Origin of the sequence: Xanthomonas hortorum pv. pelargonii (genome assembly GCF_024499015.1) — a bacterium.
GTDB lineage: Bacteria > Pseudomonadota > Gammaproteobacteria > Xanthomonadales > Xanthomonadaceae > Xanthomonas > Xanthomonas hortorum_B.
This window is the reverse complement of record NZ_CP098604.1, coordinates 1,666,231-1,690,377: the sequence shown is the minus strand read 5'-3', so window position 1 is coordinate 1,690,377 and position 24,147 is coordinate 1,666,231. Positions and strand designations below refer to the sequence as shown.

The following is a 24,147-nucleotide window of genomic DNA, read 5'->3' as shown; positions in this document are numbered from 1 at the left end:
AGTGTGGTCATGCAGACGTAAACGTCCGGGCTAGACGATGTCGCCGGCATGTGTGCTGCGCGCGGCGCGTTCACGTTGTCAGCAAGCACGCCAGCCGACCTCGCGGCGGGCAGTGCGCGCAGGCTTCATGCGCTTTTGCCGATCACGCTCGATACTGCGCGCATCGTCAGGAGTTACGCATGTTCTTTCGTCGCAATGGGTTGTCGTTGTGTCTGCTTGCGCTGACGCTGCTCTTCATCGGCTGCCAGATCTATGCCGGCCTGCATGCCTACAACGCGGAGTTGACGGAGCAGGGCCAGCCAACGCTGCTGCTGGCCGCGTATCTGCACAGTCCGCATTTTGTCTCGGCCCTGTTCGAGAACTGGGAGAGCGAGTTCCTGCAAATGGGCATGTATGTGCTGCTGACCGTCAAGCTGCGCCAGGTGGGCTCGGCCGAGTCGCGTCCGCTCGATCCTGCTGAAGAAAGCGCCGAGATCAAGCCGGGCCAGACGCCGTGGCCGGTGCGTGCCGGTGGGCTGTGGCTGCGCGTGTATGAGCACTCGTTGGCGCTGGCATTTGGTGCACTGTTCCTGATGAGTTTTGTCCTGCATCTGCTTGGCAGCTGGCGGCTTGCGTTGCTGGAGCGCATACAAAAGGGGTTGCCGCCGATCAGCATCCTCGACCATTTCACCGACGCCGGGTTCTGGTTCGAATCGATGCAGAACTGGCAGAGCGAATTCCTGGCGGTGTTCGCGCTGGTGGTGTTGACCATCTGGCTACGGCAGAAGGATTCGCCGCAGTCCAAACCGGTGGCGGCACCGCATTCGCAAACCGGTGGCTGAGCATGTTTGGATCACGCGTACTTGGCGTTCTCGGCGGGGCCATCTGCGCAATCACTTCACACGGTGACGCAGGTTTGTTCACCAGCTTGGAATGCCCGTCTGCCTAGCGTGGTGACACGACAATCAGGCAGGAGAACCGCGATGGCTAGCGAACCCAAGAAGCCGTGGGGTCCGGACGATGATCAGAGCAAGCCGTTCACGCCACAAGAGCAGCGCAACGAAAATGCCGAACGGAAAGTGCACGACATGCCCGACGAAGACCGCGACGTCAACAAGGCGGACCCGGAGCATGACTACGAACGCCCGGATGGGTCGGAAAAACGCTGAGTCCTCCGCGATGCGATACCGATGAAGGCGCCCGCAGTTGCGGGCGCTTTTAGTTTCAACAGCCCCAAAGGGCGCGGGGTTGAGCGATCTGTACACACGCTCTCCACGATGAGTGCGTAGGCTGTGGATAGCACATCGAACCCGACCGGCCCTGCTGGAACGGTTCGCCCAACGCCTCGCATGGCGCTGGCCCAGGTCAGCACCAGCTGACACCTAGATCGCGATGTAACAGCGCAAGCGAGCTGATCCAGTGGCTCATCAATGATGGCATCCGCCTCGGACTGGCGTGGCAGCCATCGCAAAACCTTGCACTTCGTGGCGTTTTGGCATTCGCGCTGCGGCGACCGAGCCCAACCGTGACGCTTGGCACTGGCGTAACCAGGATTTGCCATGCGTACTTCGGTCAAAATCGGCACGGCGGGCTCGACATTGGGGAAAGAGCTACGCTCGGCCCTGATGGTGATGACACCGGTGTGCCATTCGACGTGGTGAGCGGCGCTTCTTTCGCGTCGTCGTCACAATTCTCAACTGAACATGTATCAGCACTTTGCGGACAGAAGCGCCCATGGACCGTCTTTCCTGCGCCATCATCGACGACGACGTGGAGTTCTGCGATCAGGTGGTGGAGTTAGCCACCGATAGCGGCTTCCGGGCCAAGGGCATGCACACCCTTGGCGAAGCCAGCCGTTGGCTGGACAGCAATTTCCCCGACCTGTTGGTCGTGGACGTTGGCCTGCCCGACGGCAGCGGTTTCGATCTCATCGAACGGCTCGACCCGGATCACTCGCCACAGATCGTGGTGGTGTCGGGCGATTACGCCCATGAAACCCAGGGCCGCGCACGGCAGTTCGGGGTCAGCGAGTTCCTGACCAAGCCATTCGCGCCGGAACGCCTGGAGCGTGTGCTCGGCGGTCTGCGTGAAGCGCAGCAGGGCAACCTGGGCATCGTCGGCAACAGCGACAGCATCGTGCTGTTGCGCAAGGACATCGTGCGTGTGGCGCCAACCGACTTGAACGTGCTGGTGACCGGCGAGACCGGTACCGGCAAGGACCTGGTCGCGCGGGCCATCCATCGTGTCTCCGGTCGTCGCGGTCGCTTTGTGCCGGTCAACTGCGGCGCAATCCCGGAAGAGCTGCTGGCAAGTCAGCTGTTCGGTCACGAGCGCGGCAGCTTCACCGGCGCCGATCGTCGCCATGCCGGATTTCTGGAGCAGGCTGCCGACGGCACGCTGTTTCTGGATGAAATCGGCGAAATGCCCAAGCGTCTGCAGGTGTATCTGCTGCGGGCGATCGAATCGCGCAGCTTCATGCGCGTGGGCGGCAACGAAGAGATCCCGCTCGATGCGCGCGTGGTTGCTGCCACCCACCAGCATGTGCAGCGCGAGCAAGCGGTGCTGCGCGAAGATCTGTTCTACCGGCTCAACGAATATCCGATCCAGGTGCCGCCACTGCGCGAACGGCGGGGCGATGCGCGGTTGTTGGGCTTGCGTGTGATCGACGAACTCAATGTCAAATACGGCACGCGCAAGTTGCCGACCAAGTCATTGCTGCGCTATCTGGCGTACCACACGTGGCCGGGCAACGTGCGCGAGCTGCGTTCGTTCATCCGCTATCTGTATCTACGCTCCGATGGCGACCTGTTGAGTGCGCCGGATGTGGAGCAGACCGTGCCGCAGGCCGACGAGAACGGATTGTTGATTCCCGCAGGCTGGACCATGCGCCAGGCCGAGGACGCGATGATCGAGGCAGCATTGGCACGCACCCGCTTCAACAAGAAGGCCGCCGCACGCGAGTTGGGCATCAGTGTGCGTACCCTGCACAACCGGCTCAGCGACAAGGACGCGTAGTGGCCGATGCATCCGATGGACAGCGGCGTGAGCTGCTGCACCAATTGCGCAACCGCCTCAACGTGATGGGATTTGCGCTGTATGCCTTGCGCAACGAGGCCTCCAAGCCACTGGAGACCTTGCGCAGCGCGCACCAGTCAGCGGTGGAGCTGCTCAATCAGCTCGGCGAAGAAGAGCGCGCCCGGCAGCAGATAAAAGACACCCAGGCCGACACTTCCGATCGGTGACGGGTTGTCGGTGAGATCCGATCAGATGATGATCAATAATGCTCGGCCGGTTGAGCCTGGTCGCTCAGCAACGTGGTGATCGCGCGCGGGTTGTACGGCTTCATGCAGTACGACAGATGCGCAAAGCGCGCCGGCAGCGTGTAGCGGTCATAACCGGAACAGAACGAGAACGGGACCCCGCGCTCCAGCAATGCATCGGCCACGGGAAACACCGGCTGCCCTCGCACATTGACGTCGAGCAACGCACCATCGATCTCCTCGCCTGAAGTCACCAGCGAAAGCGCGTCGGATACATTGCCCACCGGTCCGACCACGCGGACACCGGCTTCGATCAGCAAGTCGTTGAGTGATTGGGCGAGCAGATAATCGTCCTCGACCACAAGAATGCGGCGGCCGTGCAGCGCTGTGTTGGACATAAAAACTCCGGAACTAAAATGCGGTCTGACGACGCACGCCGGCATCGTGCGCGCACCCCGCGTTAATAACGCGCGTAAGCAAGCGCTTCAAAGAGCGATCTCTTCAACGTTCAGGGACATATGCACGCGCGCGTAGATGTCTACCTTGCTTTACCTCATGATCAGCGAGGATGGTTCCGTCCCGCACCGACGATGTGATGTCTGTTATGACCAACAACCCTGCTGCCCAGGAAGACGCGCTGCCCGATGCTCCGGCGCAGGCGCCCTTGTTCGTTCTCGGGATCGGCGCAGCGGGGCTCGATGCTGCCCGCCTGGCCGAACTGCTGGAGACAGTGGCGGGGGCATCCAACCTGGCCATCATGCTGTTGCTGCGCGATCGCCAGCTGCTGGACGAGGACCTGCTGCGCGAACTGCTTGGCGATCAGGCCAGCCTACTGCTGGTGCCCAATGACGGCGACCAACTGCAGCCGGGGCACTTCTATCTGCCGCACAGCGACACGCTGGTGACGTTGGAAGAAAACCGCGTGCGTCTGCGCGCGCTGCTGGAAGGCGAAAGCGATCATGGTGTGATCGACACCTTCTTCGTATCGATGGCGCACGACCAGGACGGCAACGTGATCGGTCTGATCATGGGCCGCTTCGATGGTGACGGCACGCTGGGCACTGCAGCGATCAAGGAATGCGGTGGGCTTGCGCTGGTGGTGGACGATCCTGCGTTGCAGGCGCTGGATCTGCGCAGCGCAAGCAACGCGGCCGCAATCAGCGACGACATTCTGCCGCTACCGGCTGTGGCCGCGCGTATCGCCGCACACATGCAGCGCCATCACGGACTCGGTCATGCCGCCCCAACTGGCGTGCGCACTGGCAGCGAGAACGATCAACTGAGCCAGGTGGCGGGCATCTTGCGTAACACCACCGGGCACGATTTCCATGGTTACAAACGCGCCACGTTCCTGCGCCGCGTGCAACGGCGCATGCAGGTCGTGCAGGTGGATACGCTGGAACACTATCTGGATGCGCTGCGCAATCGCTTCGACGAACCGCTGCAGCTGTTCAACGATCTGCTGATCGGTGTGACCCAGTTCTTTCGCGACCGCCGCGAGTTCGAGTTCCTGGAGCAGCAGGTGATTCCACGCCTGTTTCAGGGCAAGCACGTGGGCGACAGCCTGCGCGTCTGGGTGCTGGGCTGCTCCACCGGCGAAGAAGCGTATTCGTTGGCGATGCTGCTGCGCGAGCACGCCGAAACGCTGGATTCCCCACCCCGCATCCAGATCTTTGCCAGCGATATCGATGGACGTGCGCTGGCGGCGGCACGGGTGGGACGGTATAGCTCGAGTATCGTTGGCGAGGTTGCGCCGGCGCGCCTGCGGCGTTGGTTTGTCAAGGAAGGCGATACTTATGTGGTGAGCAAGGAACTGCGTGAGTTGTGCGTGTTTTCCCAGCACAGCATCGTCAAGGACCCGCCATTCTCGCGGCTGGACCTGGTGTCGTGCCGCAATCTGCTGATCTACCTGGATGCCGAGCTGCAGAACCGGGTGATCCCGATCTTTCATTTCGCGCTACGGCCGGGTGGGTACCTGTTCCTGGGGAATGCCGAAAACGTCTCGCGCCACGCAAAGTTGTTCGTGCCGGTGGAACGCAGCTTCCGCGTCTTTCAGCGTATCGATGCCGAGAACAACGTGCATGCCACCTTTCCCAACATGCCGCTTGCCGCAGCGGGCAGGGTGCCTGCACCGCCGCAGCGGCAGCGCACCTCCAGCGATGCCTTGGTGCGTGCCGGCGAGCGCATCGCCGATCGGTACGCGCCGGCATATGCGGTGCTGGACGAGCATTTCGATGTGCTGCATTTCTCCGCGCAGGCCGGGCGTTTCATTCGTCCCGGCAGTGGTGCGCCCAGCCTCAACCTGCTCAACCTGATCCATCGCGATCTGCGCCTGGATCTACGCAGTGCGCTGAGCCGCGCCGAATCGGACCAGTCGCCTGTGCATGTCAACGGCATCCAGGTGCATGAGGACAACTCGACCTGGGCGGTGGATCTGTTCGTGGAGCCGACCTCCTCCTCGGAGGTGCCGCGCGGGTATGTGGTGCTGTTTCAGGAAGTGGAAGCGCGCGAACCGGTGGAGCTGCCCACGCCACGCGACACTGCCTCCACCGATGCGCAGATGCAGGTGCTGGAAAACGAGTTGCGCATCACCCGTGAGCGGCTGCAGTCGATGATCGAGGAGCTGGAGAGCACCAACGAAGAGCTCAAGTCCTCCAACGAGGAATACCAGTCGCTCAACGAAGAGATGCAGAGCGCCAACGAGGAGCTGGAAACTTCCAAGGAAGAGCTGCAGTCGGTCAACGAAGAAGTCACCACGGTCAACGGTGAGCTGGCCCACCGCGTACAGGAACTTGCGCAGACCAACAGCGATCTGAAGAACCTGCTGGAAAGCACCCAGATCGCCACGGTGTTTCTGGATAACGAATTGCGCGTCACCAACTTCACCCCTGCAGTCACCGATATCCTGCCGTTGGTGGAAAGCGATATCCATCGGCCGATCAGCAATATCAAGCTGCACGTGGACTACGACGAACTGCAGGACGACGTGCACCGGGTCATCCGCACGCTGGCGGTGCTCGATCGTGAGGTGGAAAACCCCACCACCCACGCACGCTACATGGTGCGTGTGCTGCCGTATCGCACCGTGCACAACTTCATCGGTGGCGCGGTGCTCACGTTTATGGACGTGACCCCGCTGACCCTGGCCGAGCAGGCCTTGCGCAGCAGCGAGCAACGCCTGCGCACTCTGATGGAAGGAATTCCGCAGTTGGTGTGGCGCTCGCTCGATGGCGGGCACTGGACCTGGTCCAGCCCGCAGTGGTCGCGCTATACCGGGCAAAGCGATGCCGACGGCCTGGAACTGGGCTGGCTGCAGGCAGTGCATCCGGACGAACGCGCGCTGACAATGGTTGCCTGGCACGACAGCCGGCACACCGGTGAACTGGATGTGGAGCATCGCCTGTACAACGCTGCCGAGCAGAGTTATCGCTGGTTTCATACCCGTGGCTCGCCGGTGCGCGACGAGCGCGGCCAGGTCGTGGAATGGCTGGGCACGTCCACCGAATCAGACAATTTACGCCGCCTGCAGGAAGAGCAGCGCGTGCTGGTGAGCGAGTTGCAGCACCGCACCCGCAACCTGATCACGGTGGTGCAATCGGTGGCCAGGCAGACCGTGCAGACCAGCCAGAGCATGCCGGAGTTCATCGGCAAGTTCGACGACCGGTTATCGGCCCTGTCGCGCGTGCAAGGCCTGTTGTCGCAGTCGGATGCGATGCCGACCACCATCGGTACGCTGCTGCACATGGAACTGGATGCGCTCGGTGCCGAACCGGATCAGCGGCGCATCCGGGTCGAAGGCCCGGACGTGGCGTTGCGCAAATCCACCGTGCAGACGCTGGCGCTGGCATTGCACGAATTGGCCACCAACGCACTCAAGCATGGCGCGCTTGCGGTGGAGACCGGCACCTTGTCGATCCGCTGGGATGTGGTGTCCGGCGAGGACGCCCCCGCGCGGCTGGTGCTGCATTGGGTCGAGGAAGGCGCAGTGAAAAAATTGCGCCACGACCGCGATGAGGCAAGTGGGTTCGGCCGTCGCCTGATCGAAAAAGCCTTGCCTTACAGCCACGGCGCGCAGACGCGTTACGAGCTCAGCGATACGCGACTGGAATGCGAAATCCAGCTGCCGCTCAATTCGATGCATGGGTGAGATGCATCGCACACGGTCTAAGAGCGGCTAACAAAACGTAGCGAGCTCCGTCGCGTTGCACTGCAACTGCATGCAGACCTGCATGCAAACGTACCCCCGTCACGGAAAAATCTGCGCACCAGTGCACATCTTGCGACCTGTTGGATCGTCGCTAAAAAGAGTGTGCAGCTGAATTCAACGAGATCCTTGCAGCACCGGTGTCCACGTCAGTCATAAACTTGGCGCGCATTGTGCGTATCGACCCCGAGTCCTTGAGACGTACACAGTGGAGTAGTCATGATTACGCGCATTCTTCAGTTGTCCGCCCGCGTGGCGAGCAACGCATGGGTCGAGGTCGGCGTGGGCGCCGATGCGGACATTCTGATCGCCGATCGGGGCGGCAAACGCGAAGAACGTGCCACCTTCGGTCGACGCGCTCCCGGACAGCAGCGCTCGATCCACATGCAGGAGCCGAGCTGGCTGGGCGGCGTGGATCTGGCGATCTGGGAAACACAGCGCTGTGCGATTCCGCTATGCGGATTCGTCTGCACGGCCTCTGCAGATGGCAGCACTGCCGCCACCTGGTTGAGTCAGGACAATGGCGAGGTGTACGCAGCGGGCCTGCGCAACGTGATGGATATCGGCGGCCGCCTGCAAATGGGGTTCTCCTTGCTGGTGGCCTCGTCGGCCAGCATGCCCACGCATCGTCCGCTCTGCATCGATGGCGATGTCAAACAATGGCTGCAGCTCGGCGGCAAAGTGGCCATGCTGCATCTCACGCCTTGGCAGTTGAATCGCTATACGACTGCAGCCGGCGTACGGCCGGACTGGACCAGCGAAGAGCACTCGGCGCAGATCGCGCGCGTTTAAGTGGGAATGTCAGGCAGCAAACATAAAGGGGCCCCTGGGGGCCGTCGTCGTTCTGGTCGTGCGATGTTGTTTCAGCTACGGAAGGCGGCATGGTCATGCGTCATGCATTTCGCATGCATCGCACACGGCTAGGGCATCAAGCCTTCAACCAGTTTGGCTTGGAACATCCGACTCATGTTGAAGCTCCGGTCTTGGTGGCTTTGAGCGTTGATTGAATGGTGTGGGTGCGTTGGGGGCAGAGCGGTTGATCTGCTGGTTTGCTGCAGGGCCCTTGCCCGCCCACCATCGCGGGACACGCTGCAAGTACGTCCTTGTAAGCTCTTACGCGGCATCCATGCCGCGTAAGGTCCCGCGACGGTGGGCGGGCAAGGACCAGTGGAGATGGTCGGTGTGCATGTTTTCAAGCAGCCTACGCACTGTCTGGCGTGGTGCAGCTTATGCCGTCATTGCTTGATCTGTCGTCGCACTAAAAAGCCCGGGTCGCGAACGACCCGGGCCAATGCTGGGTGCGCTGGCACTCAGCAGGTTCAGCGCTGGATGTCGCCGGTGGTGGAGCCGGCACCCGGGCCTGCGCCCAGGTCGGCACCGGTCACGCGATCGAGCTCCGGATTGGAGAGCAGACGCAACGACATCGCGTCCAGTGCGTCGGTCTGGGTCGCGTCCAACGCAACCGTGGCCGAGCCGTCACCGCCATCGACTGCAGTCTGCAGTTCGCGGTCTGCAACCACGTCCCATTGCTCGCCGGCATTCCACGGACCCACCATGTCGCCTTCGCCCTGCGACATGTTGTAGTAGGTGTCGGTGAAGCGCGGGTCGCCCGGCAGCTTGCCCGGCGGGAAGTTCGGCTCGATCGAGTACAGCGCTTTCTCGAACGACTTCTGATGCGCCACCTCGCGTGTCATCAAAAAGCGCAGCGCATCCACAATGCCCGGATCGTCGGTGACGGTGATCAGACGCTCGTACACCAGCTTGGCGCGTGCTTCGGCGGCGATGTTGGAACGCAGGTCGGAGGTCGGGCAACCGATCGAGTCCACATACGCCGACGTCCACGGCACACCGCTGGAATTGACCAGCGCCGGGCCACCACCGTACAAGATCTGCTGGGTGTGGCTGGTGCTGTTCTGGGTCATGGAGCGCATCTCCATGGCCTCTTCCATGCCTTCGGACAACACCGCCTTCGGTCCCTTGTTGAGCATGGCGATGATCGAGCCGATGATCTCCAGGTGGCTCAGTTCTTCGGTGGCGATATCGAACAGCAAATCCTTGCGGCCCGGATCGTCTTCGCCCAATGCCTGGGTGAAGTACTGCATCGCAGCGGCGAGTTCGCCCTGCGGTCCGCCAAACTGCTCGAGCATCAACGTGGCCAGATCCGGATTCGGTTCGGCAACGCGGACGGTGTACATCAACCGCTTGTTATGCATAAACATGGGTCGTGCTCCATGGCTGGCGCCCGGGATGACTGCCACTCGGTAAACGGACAGCAAACACGGGGCTCTGGCTTTCGGGGGGTGATGCCCGCAGACGCGGGCAGACGCAGCGCGGCAGTGCCGCACTGCGCGATGCATCAGGCCGCTTTACTGGTCTTGGATGCTTTTTGGTTGCCACCTTGCTCTGCAAGCAGGGTCAGCTTTTCATCGGTGGCTTTTTCTTCTTCCAGGGTTGCAAGCAACAACGTGATCGCATCGGAGTAACCGAGCTGCTTGGCGATGGCCGCGATGGTGCCGTACGAAGCGATCTCGTAATGCTCCACCTTCTGTGCGCCACCGATCAGTGCCGCATCGCGCACCGGACCGGCTTCGATCTCTTCGATCACCTCACGGCCTTCTTCGACCAGGCCTTCCATCGCTGCACACTTGATGCGCTTGAGCTTGATGCCGAGCAGTTCGACGATCTGGTCGATCCGTTCGATCTGGCCCTGGGTTTCTTCCAGATGCACCTTGAATGCCTCGACCAGCTTGGGCTCGGTCGCCGCGCGTGCCAGGCGCGGCAGCGATTTGGTCAGCTGCTTTTCTGCGCTGTAGATGTCCGACAGTTCGTGGATGAAAAGCTCTTCAATTGTCTTGATCGCCATGGGCGGCTCCTTCGAGTGGATAGGTGGGTCAACAGTGCGGTGCACCGTGTGCGTGTCATGCCTTCAACTGCCTGCGAGCCAGCGGCTTCGTCACGTCGGCATCGCAGTGCACGGGCATGACGCACGCCAGTGCTGCAAGGTCGCGGTGACCGGATTTCAAGCTGTCTCGCATGGGTCGCTAAGCTAGTCACCGACGTGTTAGCGGGATCGGTGGATGCGGTGATCCCGATGCGATGGCGGCCTGTGCCGTGGCCCTGCAGGGAGGCTGCAAAAACAGCGCCGTGCAGGCATCGCGATGCGCTACAACGGTGGTCCACTACTGCGCGAGACGTTGGCATGACGCCATTGGATAAGAGCGGCTAAAAAAACGTAGCGAGCAGCCGTCAGGCGGGTGCGGACGGCGCGCAGGAACCGGAGTGTACGAGTGGTACATGAGGATTCCGAGCACCGGCCGCGCCCGCCTGACGGCTGCGCAGTAGTTTTGTTCGCCGCTCTAAACCGCTACGCCGAGAACTGCACATCGGCGCGTCGACCTACACCTTGATCATCGACCCGCAGGGCTTGAAGCTGGTCGAAAAGGGCAAGCGCAAGGGTGTGGTCTTGCGTTGGGATGAATTGGTCAGCGGCGATGCCGCACTGGCCCGCGCATTGCAGGCCTCACTCAGCGACGCGTGAGTGCTGGCGCTCGCGCAACAGCTCACGCCGAGGGAAACAGACGCGCCAATTCGCGCACCGCCGCTGCAGAGGCTGCGTGATCCGGCGTGGCATCGGCATTGTTGAAATCGTTCGCGCCTTGCGCTTGCACCAGCAGCCCATCGCGGCGTGGCACCACATTGAGATTGTGGCCACGCCAGACCAGCCCGTAGGTGACTTCCGGTTGCGGAATCAGGCGCGCGGTTTGCCCACGCACCGGGATGACGCTGTCGTCGCCAAGCAACGCACGCGCACCGTAGCCGGTGGCATTGACCAGGATCTTCTCGCGCAGATCGCCGAACTGGCGCGGGTGCTCGAAGCTGCAGGTGTACAGCTCGCCGCCGGCCTGCAGAAAGTCGTCCATCAACAATCGTGCATAGGCGCTGAGGTTGAAGGTCAGCTGGCTATAGCGGCGCACGAACGGCACCGGGAACGGATGGCTGCCGGGAGCGACCGGCTGCGAGCGCGGGCCGAGGTCATGGATCAATTCGCGCTCCAGCGGCGGATAGTCCGGCTCGTGCGCTTCTGCCGATGGAATCGGTTGGTCGAACGGCACATCCGATAACGCGTAGCCATCGCGCCATTCGATCGGCTCGCCCGGCAGGCCGAGCGAGGTCTGGTAGCGGCGAAACGAGATGCGCGCCATCTCTTCCCAGCGTGTCTTGAAGTCGGCCGTGGCGTGCTCGCTGGTGCACACGCGCGAATCCGGCGACCACACCCCTGTTGCGTAGAACGAACGCACATCCGGCAGGCGCTCGCGTGCATAGATGCGCACGCGCAGGCCGGCGCGTTGTGCCACCAGCGCGGTGGTCAGCCCGATCGCGCCGCAGCCGATCACCGCCAGCTCACGCGCCTCGGCATCGGCTGCACGCACCAGCCGCAGCGCGTGTTCGGCCGCACCCCACGACAACGACCATCCGCTGCCGCCATGCCCGTAGTTGTGCACCACCGTCTTGCGACCGATGCGCTCGGCCTCGATGCGCGGCCCCTGCGCACGGAACGGCCGCGTGCAGCCGTTGATGGCAATGATGCGATCGACCGAGGCGTGGATCGGCGCCAGCGGCGGCGATGCGGCGAACTGGCTCGGCAGCGCGCCAGGCGCCGCAGCCGGCAGCGGCGAAGAAGGTGCTGCACTGGCAGGGCCGGTCGCGGCCCAGCTAGTGGTGGAAGCGGCCGCAAGCGCAAGGCCGGCGCTCTGCAAAAAATGACGACGGTGCATGCGACTCCCAAGTGTGTGGTGGATGGCAAGGCGATAGAGGGCAACGCGGCTTGCGCATGGAAGCAACATGCCCGGCGCGGCATCTGCACACGCCAGGCCTCTTTCATGCACGGTAGCCGGCATCTTCAAGGCACAGGGCGCAGCGCCGCAGACGCCGAGCATACCGCGCACCTGCATGCCTGCCACTGCCGGGAAGGCCGGGTTTCGTGCCGCGATCCAGGCAATTGAGGCGCCGCTGGCGGCCATTCGTCGCTTCGGGCTTTCGGCTGCGCACTTGCCGGCTATGCTCGCCGCGTCCCAACCCAACGAGCTCGCCCCCGTGTCTGCCAGCGTCTTTCTGATCGTGCGTATCGTGTTCGCCTGGGCTGCCGCGTTGGTGGTGGCCGGGATCATGTGGGCGCAGCTGTTCGGTTCCACCGGCGCATTCTTCGGGCTGATCTGCGTGGTGCTGCTGACGCTGGCCTTGATGAGTGCGATCACGCATGTGCGGCGGGTGCGGCTGATCGCCGGTCGTCTGGATCACGACACCTTGTCCACCCGCCAACGGCGCCAGATCGAAGTGCCACTGGACGTGCAGGCCAGCTTCGCCGTCGTCGAAGAAGCGGTGCGCGCACTGCCGCGCGTGCAGGACATCGAATGCGCACCGGGCAGCCTGCTGATCCGCGCCAAGGTGCGCCGTATCGATCCCTATGAAGGACGTCAGCCCTCGCGCTGGAATCTGTTCGCGCGCTTTGCGATCAAGCGCAATCAGGTGCTGGTCACGATCACGCCGGGGCAGGGCACCAGCAGCGTCACCGTGTTATGCGAACCCGATGCCGGCGCCTGGGTCGATTTGTTCGCAGTGGACGAGGGCAGCAATTTCGAGAACGCCGAGGCGATCAATCGTGCGGTGGTACGCCGGGTTGGCGAGCAGCGTCGCGACGAGCAGGCCGCGGCCGAGCAATCGGTGATGGAGAAGGAACTGGCGGTGGCACGGCTGAATCTGCTGCATGCGCAGGTCGAGCCGCACTTTCTCTACAACACGCTGGCCAGCGCGCAGGTGCTGGCGCGCACCGACCCGCCGCGCGCCGAGATCATGATCGGGCACCTGATCCAGTACCTGCGCAGCTCGTTGCCCAGTGCCGACGGTGCCATCTCCAGCCTGGGCGAAGAACTCGAACGCACCCAGGCCTATCTGGAAATCCTGCGCATCCGCATGGGCGCGCGGCTGGCCTTGCAGGTGGAAGTGCCGTACGAGCTGCGCGCGCTGCAGCTGCCCTCGATGATGTTGCAGACGCTGGTGGAAAACGCGATCAAGCATGGCCTGGAACCCAAGCCCGGCGGCGGCACGGTGTGGATCCTGGCGCGTCGCATCGACGACCATGCCACGCTCACCGTGGCCGACGATGGCCAGGGCTTCAACACCCACAGTCAGGGCACCGGCATCGGTTTGAAGAACCTGCGCGAGCGGCTGCAGCTGATCTACGCCGGCAAGGCCAGCTTCGCCATCGTCTCCAACTTCCCCAGCGGGGTGGCCGCCACGATCAGCTTGCCGCTGCCCGCGCATATCGCAGCGGTGAGCATGCCGCCGCCATTGCCCAACCCGCAGACACACACCACGCAGGTGCAGGCATGAGTGCGTTACGTGCGGTGATCGCCGAAGACGAGGCATTGCTGCGGCAATCGTTGCTGCAGTTGCTGGCGCAGGTGTGCCCGCAACTGCAGATCGTGGGCGAATGCGAGGACGGCGCCAGCGCGCTGGAAACCATCGCCGCGCAACAACCCGATGTGGTGTTTCTGGATATCCGCATGCCCGGCCTCACCGGCATCGAAGTGGCACGTGCGATGCGCGAGAGCAGCCCGCACACCCAGGTGGTCTTCGTCACCGCCTACGATCAGTACGCCATCGATGCGTTCGAACACGGCGCGGTGGATTACCTGCTCAAGCCGATCGCCCGCGAGCGCCTGCAGGCCACCTGGCAGCGCGTGCAACAGCGCGCCGCCGCCGGCCAGCCGGATGGCAGCGTGCTGGAGGCCCTATTGCAGCGCCTGTCCGCACGCCCGGCTGCGCCCAGCGCGCAACCGCCGCTGGCCTGGCTCACCGCCAGCAGCGGCCGCGAGACACGTCTGATCGCGCTGGACGAGGTGGCGTACTTCCAGGCCGATCAGAAATACACCACGGTGATGACGGCCGCCGGCGAAGCGATCCTGCGCACACCGCTGCGCGAGTTGCTCGACGTGCTGGACCCGCAGGTGTTCAAGCAGATCCACCGCTCCACCATCGTCAACATGAAGGCGGTCGCCTCGGTGGTACGCGACGACACCGGCAAGGGGCGGCTGGCCCTGCGCGGGCGCAGCGAAACGCTCACCGTCAGCCAGCCGTTCATGAGCCTGTTCCGTGGCATGTAGTTCCCCCCAATCGCATCGACTGAAAGGATTGCCTCAATGCGCCTGATCGCCTCCCTCGTGTATTGCCTGCTTGCGTTGGCCGGCTGCCACGACCGTAACGGCACCACTTCCATCACCCGCACCACCAGCAATGGCCAGGACGTGATCTTCAGCAAGACCCTGGCCACCGCCACCGAAACCAACGTGCATTGCCTGGCCAGCAGCAGCGGCCACTGCCATTACCTGGTCTATGAAGAACACTGCGCCGCGCGCACGGCCGGCGCTGCGGCAGCCACACCGGCCTGCGCACGTACCACCCTGGACAGCTTTGCGTTGGCCCCAGGGCAGGTGCGCGCACTGCGTGGCGTCCCGCGTGAGGCGCATACCTGCGTGGATGCCAAGGCACCCAGCACCGATTGCCACGGCTAGGTGGTTGTCGGACACAAGCCTGAATACGCACTGACGATGAGCGGCCGCTTCTGCGATCATTACAGGCTTGTTGCCGGTTCACGGCGTCCTCACAGCCAGGCTCTTCATGTCCGAACAATCGCTACGCCGCGACGTTGGCCCCTTCGCCCTCATGCTTACCGGCCTGGGCTCGATCATCGGCTCCGGCTGGTTGTTTGGCGCCTGGCGCGCCGCCGGTCTGGCCGGCCCCGGCGCGATCTGGGCCTGGATTCTGGGCGCGGCGATCATCACCACCATTGCACTTTCCTACGCCGAACTAGGCGCCATGTTCCCCGAGTCCGGCGGCATGGTGCGTTACAGCCATTACTCGCACGGCTCGCTGGTGGGCTTCATCGCCGGCTGGGCCAACTGGATCGCGATCGTCTCGGTGATTCCGGTCGAGGCCGAGGCCTCGGTGCAATACATGGCCTCCTGGCCGTGGGCGTGGGCGCAAGGCTTGTACGTGCAGGCGCCCGGTGGAGCAGGGGAGTTGTCTGTCCCCGGCCTGCTGATCTCGGCGGTGCTGGTGCTGGTGTATTTCTTCCTGAATTTCTGGAGCGTCAAGCTGTTCGCGCGCTCCAACACCTTGATCACCGTGTTCAAGCTGGTGGTGCCGGCAGCGACCGGCGTGGCCTTGATCGCCAGCGGCTTCCATAGCGAAAACTTCAGCGTCGGCATCCACGGCGACGAACACGTGATCGACCTGGCGGCGGTGCTCACCGCCGTGGCCACCGCCGGCATCGTCTTCAGCTTCAACGGCTTCCAGAGCCCGGTGAACCTGGCCGGCGAGGCGCGCAACCCGGGCCGCAGCATCCCGTTCGCGGTGCTGGGCTCGATCGCGCTGGCCACGGTGGTCTACGTGATCCTGCAGGTGGCCTACATCGGCGCGGTGCCGCCGGAGTTGCTGGCCAAGGCCGGCTGGCACGGCATCGATTTCCGCTCGCCGTTCGCCGAGCTGGCCATCATCGTCAACCTGCATTGGCTGGCGATGCTGCTGTACATCGATGCCTTCGTGAGTCCCAGCGGTACCGGCATCACCTATACCGCCACCACCGCGCGCATGGTCTACGGCATGGAAAAGAACGGCACCATGCCGTCGGTGCTGGGCAAGCTGCACCCGGTCTGGGGCGTGCCGCGCATGGCGATGTTCTTCAACCTGGCGGTGTCGTTCGTGTTCCTGTTCTTCTTCCGCGGCTGGGGCACGCTGGCGGCAGTGATCTCGGTGGCGACCATCATTTCCTACCTCACCGGCCCGATCAGCGCGATGGCGCTGCGCCGTCATGCCCCGGAGCTGCATCGCCCGCTGCGCATCGCCGCGCTGCCGGTGCTGGCCGGTGTGGCCTTCGTGATGGCCACCGAGCTGCTGTACTGGGCGCGCTGGCCGCTGACCGGCGAGATCATCCTGCTGATGGTCGTGGCGCTGCCGGTGTACTGCTACTACCAGGCCAAGCAGGGCTGGCCGGATCTGGGCCGCAACCTCAAGGGCGCCGCCTGGATGATCTGCTACCTGCCGATGATCGCGCTGCTGTCCTGGGCCGGCAGCAGCGACTTCGGCGGGCATGGCTATCTCAGCTACGGCACCGATCTGGCGGTGGTCGCGGCGGTCGGCGTGGTGTTCTACATCTGGGGCGTGCGCAGCGGTTGGCGTACGCCGTCGGTGGAACAGGCGGTTGCGCGGGCTTGAGTGGGGCTGCGCATCTTCCTTAGAACGCAATTCCGAATCCGCGCAAGATTGTTCTGCATTCACTGCACGGCGAACGGCCAGGGCTAGCAGCTCTGGTCGTCGACTGGATCGCTGAAGGTGTCAACTACGTCGGTGTAGTCGGCGTCGATGCAGACCGCATCGAGAACCTGATCGATGACTTGTGCGTGGGAGATGGCTCGGCACCGTATTCCATGCTCACCGCGGCGCATGGCCCGGATGAGTCTCTGGAGGATGCTGTGTTCTTGGCGGAGCTACTGTCCGATGAGTTTGCAGGCCCTGTTCGTGTGATTGAGTTCTAGTCGTTCGAACCCGCTGGCGCCACCGCGTCATTCGACTCCTGCTTCAAAGGCTCACTAAGGCCATGACACAGCGACTCGACGCACCTGGCGTGCGTCCGAATCAGGGCGAATTGTCGGTGCTGAATGCAAAACGGCCGATGGAGCTGCATCGGCCGTTTTGCATTCGAATTGCGCGTTCTCTTCTGTGATCGGTGCTCAAGGCTTCAGGCGTTGGCCACCAAGCGCGGCGCGCCGTCGAAACGGTCCAGATCGCGCAGCAATTCGGTGTAGCGGCGTAGCCGGCCCATCTCGCGCATGTTGACGATGTCCTCATGGCGCAGCTCGCGCCTGGAGGTCACCTCCTGCTTGTAGCGCAGCACTTCCGGGTAGCTGCGGGTCATGTCCAACGCATCGGCGACGCATTCGACCGAATCGGCGTCCGGCGTCAGCCGCGCGCGGCTATTGAAGGCGCGTAACCAGCGTTCGAAACCGGCGCTGTGATCGAACAGATCGGCGATGTACCACATGACGAACAGGATCGACGCCCACGAAGTAAAGATGATCACCACGCGGCTGAAGGTCAGGTGGTAGTCGTTCTGCCACAGCTGGTGCGTGATCACCCCCAGCAGCACCAGCGAGATCGCCTGCCAGCCGATGATCGAGGCGATCACCCATTGTTTCTTCGCCACCGTGAGCAAGGCGAGCTCCTCGTCGAGCTGCTGGTCGGTCTTTTCGCGCCACTTGGCGACCTGCTCGTCGAAGGAGAGGCGATGGAGTGCGTTGTCCTGCAATAGCAGGCCCAAACCCTGGAACAAAGCGATCATGACAAGCTCCCGACGGATGGCTGGTACGAACGACTTGCTGCACTGGCGATTGCCAGATGCGCTGGAGCGACCGACCCAACACCACACGATCATGCGGCGTTTTGTCAGACGGCCTTAGTTCTAGCACTTTCGCTGTGCATGGCAATGCCCGATGCGAACCAATCGCCATGCATTCCTGCGCACTCGCGCACAAATCGCAGTATTCAGGCGGTCTGCCGCGTTCTGATCCGCAGGGCGGCCACGCTGCGGCCCGTTTCTTGCTGCACTGCACACCTGCGCGCGCGTGGAGAACGCGTGCTGCGGCAGCCGGCCAACCCCTGCACGGACCAGCCCGCCGCAGTGCCGCCGTGAGCGGAAACGCAGCGCAACCACGACATGGCGTTGCAAACGGCTGCGTATCATCGCCGCATGTCTACCGTCTTGCGTACCCTCACCGCCCCCGCCGCCGAACAGATCCGCCGCTGGGTGCTGGGCGCGTTTCCACGTGGCCAGAGCAGTATCGAATACGACCAGCCGTTGGGCGATCCCGGCATCTTCGGGCCCGACAGCGTCACCTGGCGCGTGCATTCGGAGTTCCCCGGCATGCTGTCCGGCGGGCTGTGCGCGTTGATGCTGCAGCTGCTGCACCCGCGCGCGCTGGCCGGGGTCTACGACCATTCCAACTTCCGCGCCGACCTGATCGGGCGGCTGCGCAGAACCACCAATTTCGTTGCCGGCACCACCTACGCACCGCGTGCGGAAGCCGAGCAATTGATCGCCCGCGTGCGCACCATCCATACGCATATCCGCGGCCATACCGCCGACGGCGTGGCATACGAGGCCAACGATCCACAGCTGCTGACCTGGGTGCATGTCACCGAGGCCTACGGCTTTTTGCAGGGCTGCCGGCGCTATTGCCGCGACGTGCCGGTTGCCATCGCCGACCGCTATTACGACGAAGCGCGACGTGTGGCCGAAGCGCTCGGCGCCACCGACGTGCCAGCCAGCGAGGCGCAGGTGGATGCGTATTTCGCCGGCGTGCGCGGGCAACTGCGCATGGACGCACGCTCGCGCGAGGTGCTCGACATTCTCACCAGTATCCAGCTGCCGGTGCCTGCGGCAGGTTTATCGCGCGGTGTGTTTCTCGGCGCCGGCACTGCCCTGCTGCCGGGCTGGGCCAGCGACATGCTTGGCCGCACCACACTGCAACGCACGCAGGCGCGTGCCTCGGCGCGTCTGTTGCGCAGCCTGTCGCCACTGTTTCGCACTGCGTTACGCCGTGATGGATTGTCTGCGCGTGCGTGTCGGCGGATGCAGTTGCCGCCGACGATGTTGTTGCAGTGGCCGGGAGAGGGGTGAGCGCTCGCTCAGCGCTTTAGCCCCTCTCCCCGCGGGAGAGGGGTTGGGGTGAGGGTACGGCGAAGAGGCACATGCTCCAGACCCACAAATCCCGCTCTACGTCTTGCATGGCAATAGTCGTTACTGTCCGCCACCACCTACCAAATCCGCACCCGCTGCTCTGGCGCCAGATACAACTGCTCGCCCTGCTTCACATCGAACGCCGGATACCAGGCATCGAGATTGCGCACCGTCTGCGCGCGGAAGCGTCCAGGCGCGTGTACGTCGGTGAGCACCGCGTTGCGTAGCGCAGCGTCGCGGTACTTGCTGCGCCAGGCCTGCGCAAAGCCCAGGAAAAAGCGCTGATCCGGGCTGAAGCCATCGATGGTGTGCGGCTGCTTGCCCTGCAACGACAGTTGATACGCGTCGTACGCAGTGGCCAGACCGGCAACATCGGCGATGTTCTCGCCCAGCGTCAGCTTGCCGTTGACCGCCAGGTCGTCGAATGGCCGGTAGGCGCTGAACTGCGCGGCAAGCGCATCGCTGGCGGTCGCAAATTTTTTCAGATCCTGCGGCGTCCACCAGTTGTGCAGCTCGCCATGTTCGTCGAACAGCGCGCCCATATTGTCGAAGCTGTGGCTGATCTCATGACCGATCACCGCGCCGATCGCGCCGTAGTTCACCGCATCGTCGGCGGCCGGGTCGAAGAACGGCGGCTGCAGGATCGCGGCCGGAAACAGCAGGCGGTTTTCCAGCGGGACGTTCAGTGCGTTGACTTCCTGCGGCAGCATGTACCACTCGCGGTGATCCACGGCCTTGCCCAGTTTGGCCAGGTTACGGCGGTACTCGAACAGTTTGGCGCGCTCCGCATTGCCCAATGCATCGTCGCGGCGCACGTCCAGGCCGCTGTAGTCGCGCCAGGTATCCGGATATCCCACCGCCACCGTCAACCCGGCGATCTTCGCCTTGGCGTGCTGCTTGGTCTCCGGGCTCATCCACGCCAATGCATCGATGCGCTGGCCGAAGGCGGTGACGATGTTCCTGACCATCTCTTCGGTGCGCGCCTTGGTCTGCGCGCTCACGTACTTCTGTACGTAGCGTTTGCCGACCGCCTCGCCCAACGCCGCATTGGTCGCATCGATGGCGCGCTTCCAGCGCTGGCGTTGTTGCGGGGTGCCCTCCAGCGTGGTGCCGTAGAACGCGAAGCGTGCATCGGCGAAGGCCTTGGACAGATACGGCGAGGCGCGATCCAGCTCACGAAAGCTCAGATAGTCCTTCCAGGTCTGCAGCGGCTGCGACTGCACCAGCGCCGACAACCCGGCCACCGCCTGCGGCTGCCAGACGATGAAGTCCTGCTGCGATTTCAAGCCCGCCGCCTCGAAGAACAGCGTCCAGTCCAGACCCGGTGCGTGACGTGCGAAATCGGCCTGTTTCCACGCATTGGCGCCGGCCGGCACGTTGTTGGTCTGTTCGGCGGTGGCATGCACATGCGCCATCGCGGTTTCCAGCGCCAGGATGCGCTCTGCGCGGGCTGGTGCATCGCTGATGCCGGCCAGATGCAACAGCTTGACGATGTACGCGCGGTAGGCATCGCGCAGTTGCGGCATGCGCCCGCCATCCAGATAGAAGCTGCGGTCGGGCATGCCCAGGCCGCCCTGCACCAGATACGGCACATAACGCCCGGGGTGATGCAGGTCCTGGGTGATCCACAGCCCGAACAGCCGGTCGGTGTAGAAATTGGTGGAATTGAGCAGGTCCACATCGGCGCGCAATTGGCCGCCCAACGTGCGCGCCAGCGCCTGCTTGTCGTCCAGTTGCGCGATCGCATCCAGTGCCGGTTGCACCGGGCGCACGCCCTTGGCCTCGATGCCGGCTTCGTCCATGTAGGCCGCGTAGTAATCGCCGATCTGCTTGTCTTCGCCGGTGACGCGGTCGTTGGCGGCCGCGCCTTCGATGATGTCGCGGCTGTGCCGCTCGGTCTCGATGGCAATGCTGGCGAAGCTGTTGTAACTGGAGCGGTCGTCGGGAATCTGCGTGGTCTTGACCCAGTTGCCGCTGGCATACCCGAAGAAGTCGTCGCCCGGCGCCACGCCGCGATCCATGCCCGCCACATCGAAGCCGAAATCGCCCAATTTCGGCGTGCTGGGTGCCGGCTTAGTGGTGGCTGTGGAGGCAGGTGTGCTGCCATCGCGGTGACACGCGGCGGTGCTCAGCAGCGCCGCAGACAGCGCAGCGATCAGGACAGGGCGGTACAAATGGGCCATGCGGCGCAGCTCGAAACCGGGATAGACATCGCAGTGTAAGTGGCTGCCAGCGTCACGTCCCGGCTTGTAGACGACGCTGGACATACGCCAGCATGGGTGGACACGCCCGGTTCAGCGCCGGCGCTGATACCAGAAGCCGAGCGCATCGCGGGTCTGCAGCATGCGCCGCCCGCGCCAGAGGAAACGCAGCAGCAAGCCCAGGTGTTCGCGCTTGGAAAAGCTGCGCAGCTTGCGGTCTGAGGTATGCACGGTCTGGCGCAGGATCACGAACCGCCCGCAGCGTGCCAGCGCACGGCTCAACGCCACATCCTCACCGGCGTAGTAACGCGTATCGAAGCCACCCGCGCTGACGAACGCCGCGCGCGTGCAGAACAGAAAGCAGCCGGGCGCAATGCCGCTGACACGAAACAACCAGCCAAAGATCGCCTGTGCGGTGCGCTCGGACCACACGCGCCTGCCCTGCAGGTGCACCTGCGCGCCACCGCCCACGGCACCGGCCTCCAGCGCCGCCAATGCCGCGCCCACCACCTGCGGGTTGATCAGCGTGTCCGCATCCAGAAACAACAACTGCTCGCCGCATGCCAATTGCGCGCCGGCATTGCGGGTGGCGGCGATATGGCGCAGTTGTACCTCCAGCACCTGCGCAGCATGCGCACGCGCGATGGCTGCGGTGTCGTCCTCGCAGGCATCGGCCACCACGATGACCTCGTAGTCCAGCTGCATGGTCCGCGCGCAGCCATGCAGGCACTGCAGCGTGTCGCCGATCAGCGCGGCTTCGTCGTGGGCGGGGATTACGAAAGACAGCATCTGACGCGCGGCCCAGGTGAGGATGCGCCAAGTGTGCGAGCCACGCCGATGCAATGGCGTGAGTGCCTGCGGCCGCCACAGCGGGTGCGACCGCAGGCAGGATGCGAAGGCCGGCTCAGCGGTTGACGGTGGCCATCATCGCTTCCGGGTAGCGCGTGCCGGCCGCGGCCTGTGCCGGGAAAATCGCATCGATGCGTGCCAGCTCGTCCGGCATCAGCGCCACCTCGAGCGCGCCGATGTTTTCTTCCAGATAGGCCAGACGCTTGGTGCCCGGGATCGGCACCAGATCCTGGCCTTGCGCCAGTACCCAGGCAAGCGCCAGCTGTCCGGGTGTGATGCCCTTGTCGGCAGCGATCGCCTTGACCTGTTCCACCAGTTGCAGGTTGCGGGTGAAGTTGTCGCCCTGGAAACGCGGCGAATGGCGCCGGTAATCGTCGGCGTCGAAATCGTCCGGCGAGGAGAACGCGCCGGTAAGAAAACCGCGCCCTAGCGGCGAATACGGCACGAAGCCGATCCCGAGCTCACGCACCGCAGCGAACACGCCGTTGTCTTCCGGCTCGCGCGACCACAGCGAGTATTCGGTCTGTACGGCAGTAATCGGATGCACCGCATGCGCACGTGCAATGGTGTCCGCAGCCGCTTCGGAGAGCCCAAGAAAACGCACCTTGCCCTGTTCGACCAGACGCGCCATCGCACCCACGGTGTCTTCGATCGGCACGTTGGGATCCACGCGGTGCTGGTAATACAGGTCGATATGCTCCACCCCCAGGCGGCGCAGGCTGGCTTCGCAGGCCGACTGCACGTACGCCGGGCTGCCATCGATACCGCGCACCGAGGGGTCGTTGGCATCGAGCTTGATGCCGAACTTGGTGGCCAGGAACACTTCATGCCGGCGCGAGGCGATCGCCTTGCCGACCAGGATCTCGTTGGTGTGCGGGCCGTACATGTCGGCGGTGTCGAGCAGGCTGATGCCCTGATCGAGCGCGCGATGGATCACCTTGATCGAGCCGGCCTCGTCGCTGCGATTGCCGTAGAACGCGCTCATGCCCATGCAGCCGAGGCCGAGTGCAGAGACGGTGGGGCCGGAACGGCCAAGCGTGCGGGTTTGCATGGTGGGGGAACTCCGTGCGGTCAAAAGGGCGGGGCCAAGCATGGCGTGGGTGGCGTTAGGGCGATGTGGCTCGACCGGTGAAGCGTCGCGGTTGCGGCCGTTGCAGGCCGTTGCGGCATGGCAACCGCACCGATTGCGCCACGACGCAAAAGCCCGCGCATCCCGGCAGACCGAAGCCTGCCGCCATGCACGGGCCTTTACGCGGACGCAACTACCTGCCGCGTCAGCCCTTGAGCTTGCCGGCGAATTCGGCAATGCGCTTGCCGAGCAGCTTGGCGGTTTCAAGATCGCCGCTGCGCGGCGCTTCTTCCGGCGAGGCATCGGAGGGCGAGATCGCCAGTGCGCCTGCCGAGCCGGCGGTCCAGTTGATGTCCTGCGGGCCGTGTGCCTTGGTGTTGGCCGGCAGCAAGCCGGTGCCGATCCAGACCTGGCCGTGCTGCTGGGACAACGTCCAGAAGTACTGGATGGTGGCGTACTTGTCGCCGTTGACCGACGCTGAGTTGGTGAAGCCGGCCGCAATCTTGTCCTTCCACGCCTGCGCAAACCACGGCTTGGAACTGGTGTCGGCAAATTTCTTGAACTGCCACGCCGGCCCGCCCATGTAGGTGGGGCTGCCGTAGATGATGGCATCGGCCGCACCGATCGCCTCCCAGGCGTCGTCGGGCAGGTTGCCGTCCTGGTCGATGCGATACAGCGTGGCCTCGCCGACGCTGGCGGCGCCGGCCTGCACGGCTTCGGCCAGTTTGACGGTGTGGCCATAGCCGCTGAAATACACGATAGCGATCTTGTTCATGGGCAGTCCTTGAACC

At 63.9% G+C, this 24,147-nt stretch carries 21 protein-coding genes and 1 other RNA gene; 12 read left to right on the top strand and 10 right to left on the bottom strand.

The window, feature by feature from the left end; translation table 11 throughout:
- Positions 1-179: 179 nt before the first annotated feature.
- The 4 genes from NDY25_RS07535 (at position 180) to NDY25_RS07520 (ending at position 3,221) form a co-directional block, all read left to right on the top strand.
- The gene (locus tag NDY25_RS07535) at positions 180-821 is read left to right on the top strand and encodes a DUF6766 family protein (protein WP_104551126.1); all 642 of its coding nucleotides are present in this window, start codon (positions 180-182) and stop codon (positions 819-821) included.
- 141 nt (positions 822-962) lie between these two features.
- Positions 963-1,148: a hypothetical protein gene (locus NDY25_RS07530; protein ID WP_168957250.1), complete on the top strand. Its 186-nt coding sequence runs from the start codon at positions 963-965 to the stop codon at positions 1,146-1,148.
- 565 nt (positions 1,149-1,713) lie between these two features.
- The gene (locus NDY25_RS07525; RefSeq protein ID WP_168957249.1) at positions 1,714-2,994 is read left to right on the top strand and encodes a sigma-54-dependent transcriptional regulator; all 1,281 of its coding nucleotides are present in this window, start codon (positions 1,714-1,716) and stop codon (positions 2,992-2,994) included.
- Positions 2,994-3,221: a hypothetical protein gene (locus NDY25_RS07520; RefSeq protein WP_168957248.1), complete on the top strand. Its 228-nt coding sequence runs from the start codon at positions 2,994-2,996 to the stop codon at positions 3,219-3,221. Before NDY25_RS07525 ends, NDY25_RS07520 begins: the two co-directional genes overlap by 1 nt.
- A 32-nt stretch (positions 3,222-3,253) precedes the next feature.
- Here NDY25_RS07520 and NDY25_RS07515 read toward each other — a convergent pair whose 3' ends face one another.
- Complete coding sequence (locus NDY25_RS07515; protein WP_168957247.1) at positions 3,254-3,637, bottom strand: response regulator; 384 nt, start codon at positions 3,635-3,637, stop codon at positions 3,254-3,256.
- 206 nt (positions 3,638-3,843) lie between these two features.
- On the opposite strand from NDY25_RS07515, the gene NDY25_RS07510 reads away from it, so the two are divergent.
- Together NDY25_RS07510 and NDY25_RS07505 are read left to right on the top strand one after the other, a co-directional pair.
- On the top strand, positions 3,844-7,386 hold the full coding sequence (locus tag NDY25_RS07510; RefSeq protein WP_168957246.1) for a CheR family methyltransferase: 3,543 nt from the start codon (positions 3,844-3,846) through the stop codon (positions 7,384-7,386).
- A gap of 276 nt (positions 7,387-7,662) precedes the next feature.
- Entirely contained in the window at positions 7,663-8,235 is a 573-nt protein-coding gene (locus NDY25_RS07505; RefSeq protein ID WP_168957245.1) for a hypothetical protein, read from the top strand.
- A 527-nt stretch (positions 8,236-8,762) separates the two neighbouring features.
- On the opposite strand, the gene NDY25_RS07500 is transcribed toward NDY25_RS07505, so the two are convergent.
- From NDY25_RS07500 to NDY25_RS07490, 3 genes are all read right to left on the bottom strand, one after another.
- A complete protein-coding gene (locus tag NDY25_RS07500) occupies positions 8,763-9,662 on the bottom strand; it encodes a manganese catalase family protein (RefSeq protein WP_168957244.1) in 900 nt (299 codons plus the stop codon).
- Positions 9,663-9,799: 137 nt separating this feature from the next.
- Positions 9,800-10,306 carry a YciE/YciF ferroxidase family protein gene (locus NDY25_RS07495; protein WP_074058568.1) on the bottom strand — a complete coding sequence of 169 codons (507 nt, stop codon included), beginning with the start codon at positions 10,304-10,306 and terminating at the stop codon, positions 9,800-9,802.
- A 357-nt stretch (positions 10,307-10,663) separates the two neighbouring features.
- A non-coding RNA gene (locus NDY25_RS07490) (sX9 sRNA) lies at positions 10,664-10,739 on the bottom strand.
- A gap of 35 nt (positions 10,740-10,774) precedes the next feature.
- On the opposite strand from NDY25_RS07490, the gene NDY25_RS07485 reads away from it, so the two are divergent.
- The gene (locus NDY25_RS07485) at positions 10,775-10,981 is read left to right on the top strand and encodes a hypothetical protein (protein WP_043907125.1); all 207 of its coding nucleotides are present in this window, start codon (positions 10,775-10,777) and stop codon (positions 10,979-10,981) included.
- Between the two features lie 22 nt (positions 10,982-11,003).
- Here NDY25_RS07485 and NDY25_RS07480 read toward each other — a convergent pair whose 3' ends face one another.
- Entirely contained in the window at positions 11,004-12,218 is a 1,215-nt protein-coding gene (locus NDY25_RS07480; RefSeq protein WP_168957243.1) for an FAD-dependent oxidoreductase, read from the bottom strand.
- Positions 12,219-12,537: 319 nt separating this feature from the next.
- Between NDY25_RS07480 and NDY25_RS07475 the strand changes: the two genes are divergently transcribed.
- From NDY25_RS07475 to NDY25_RS07460, 4 genes are all read left to right on the top strand, one after another.
- Positions 12,538-13,833: a sensor histidine kinase gene (locus NDY25_RS07475; RefSeq protein WP_168957242.1), complete on the top strand. Its 1,296-nt coding sequence runs from the start codon at positions 12,538-12,540 to the stop codon at positions 13,831-13,833.
- Positions 13,830-14,606 (top strand): LytR/AlgR family response regulator transcription factor, encoded by a 777-nt coding sequence (locus tag NDY25_RS07470; RefSeq protein ID WP_168957241.1) that lies wholly within the window; start codon positions 13,830-13,832, stop codon positions 14,604-14,606. The genes NDY25_RS07475 and NDY25_RS07470 overlap by 4 nt, the downstream gene beginning before the upstream one ends.
- A gap of 36 nt (positions 14,607-14,642) precedes the next feature.
- On the top strand, positions 14,643-15,014 hold the full coding sequence (locus tag NDY25_RS07465; RefSeq protein WP_168957240.1) for a hypothetical protein: 372 nt from the start codon (positions 14,643-14,645) through the stop codon (positions 15,012-15,014).
- 106 nt (positions 15,015-15,120) lie between these two features.
- Positions 15,121-16,716, top strand: a complete 1,596-nt coding sequence (locus tag NDY25_RS07460) for an APC family permease (protein WP_168957239.1) — start codon at positions 15,121-15,123, stop codon at positions 16,714-16,716.
- A gap of 523 nt (positions 16,717-17,239) precedes the next feature.
- Here NDY25_RS07460 and NDY25_RS07455 read toward each other — a convergent pair.
- Positions 17,240-17,932: a hypothetical protein gene (locus NDY25_RS07455; RefSeq protein WP_168957238.1), complete on the bottom strand. Its 693-nt coding sequence runs from the start codon at positions 17,930-17,932 to the stop codon at positions 17,240-17,242.
- Positions 17,933-18,247: 315 nt separating this feature from the next.
- Between NDY25_RS07455 and NDY25_RS07450 the strand changes: the two genes are divergently transcribed.
- The gene (locus tag NDY25_RS07450; protein ID WP_168957237.1) at positions 18,248-19,177 is read left to right on the top strand and encodes an oxygenase MpaB family protein; all 930 of its coding nucleotides are present in this window, start codon (positions 18,248-18,250) and stop codon (positions 19,175-19,177) included.
- A 137-nt stretch (positions 19,178-19,314) separates the two neighbouring features.
- On the opposite strand, the gene NDY25_RS07445 is transcribed toward NDY25_RS07450, so the two are convergent.
- The 4 genes from NDY25_RS07445 to NDY25_RS07430 all read right to left on the bottom strand — a co-directional run bounded on the left by NDY25_RS07445 (position 19,315) and on the right by NDY25_RS07430 (position 24,131).
- Positions 19,315-21,384 carry a M13 family metallopeptidase gene (locus NDY25_RS07445; protein ID WP_168957300.1) on the bottom strand — a complete coding sequence of 690 codons (2,070 nt, stop codon included), beginning with the start codon at positions 21,382-21,384 and terminating at the stop codon, positions 19,315-19,317.
- A gap of 147 nt (positions 21,385-21,531) precedes the next feature.
- Positions 21,532-22,227 carry a glycosyltransferase gene (locus NDY25_RS07440; RefSeq protein WP_168957236.1) on the bottom strand — a complete coding sequence of 232 codons (696 nt, stop codon included), beginning with the start codon at positions 22,225-22,227 and terminating at the stop codon, positions 21,532-21,534.
- 115 nt (positions 22,228-22,342) lie between these two features.
- Positions 22,343-23,338, bottom strand: a complete 996-nt coding sequence (locus NDY25_RS07435; RefSeq protein WP_168957235.1) for an aldo/keto reductase — start codon at positions 23,336-23,338, stop codon at positions 22,343-22,345.
- A 223-nt stretch (positions 23,339-23,561) separates the two neighbouring features.
- Positions 23,562-24,131 carry a flavodoxin family protein gene (locus NDY25_RS07430; RefSeq protein WP_168957234.1) on the bottom strand — a complete coding sequence of 190 codons (570 nt, stop codon included), beginning with the start codon at positions 24,129-24,131 and terminating at the stop codon, positions 23,562-23,564.
- Between the last annotated feature and the right edge of the window lie 16 nt (positions 24,132-24,147).